Genomic DNA, 579 nt, shown 5'->3' with positions numbered 1-579 from the left:
CCGAATATGTAGGTTATGGCGTAGCCGGTGGTAATGTTCGTGACAACATCATCAGCCGAAAAACCGGCGGGAGGGGCAATCATGCCCGTGCGGATGGCCTCCTGTGCGGCTGCAAGTGTCGGGGTGCTGGTGAGCCCTCCGGCGAGTATCCCCGCAGATGCCCCGGGCTTCATCGCCATTACTTTCGAAAGACCCATGGCCACACCAAAACCGGTCCCCGCAATGACGAGGGCCAGGGTAAAGTACTTCAGCCCGTCCTGCCTGATCACGGTGAAAAACTTCGGGCCCGACTGAAATCCGACTGAATAGATGAAAAGGAGGAAACCGACGCTCTGAAGGGGTATCTCGCCCCCATACCCAAAGTGACCGAAGATCAAGCCTAAAAAGAGCACGCCGGCAACCGGCCCGAGATCGAAGGTTCCTATCCGCACCTTTCCGAGAAGGTATCCGAGGCCGAGTATGATGAAGTAGACCATCGTGGGGCTTTCGTGAAGGACGCTGCTGAAATAATCGACCATGTAGGCACGCTCCCGTTCCCGATTTATGGGTTAGATGACCATCCCGGCAATTCGATTTTTA

The 579-nt window shown here is 55.8% G+C and carries 1 protein-coding gene; it reads right to left on the bottom strand.

Annotated features, from left to right (window positions below):
* Positions 1-518: transporter (locus tag GTN70_01045; protein NIO15583.1), on the bottom strand; the 518-nt coding region annotated here is incomplete at its 3' end.
* Positions 519-579 lie beyond the last annotated feature (61 nt).

Source organism: Deltaproteobacteria bacterium (genome assembly GCA_011773515.1).
Classification (GTDB): domain Bacteria; phylum Desulfobacterota; class Deferrimicrobia; order J040; family J040; genus WVXK01.
This window is presented reverse-complemented; position numbering and strand designations above follow the sequence as displayed.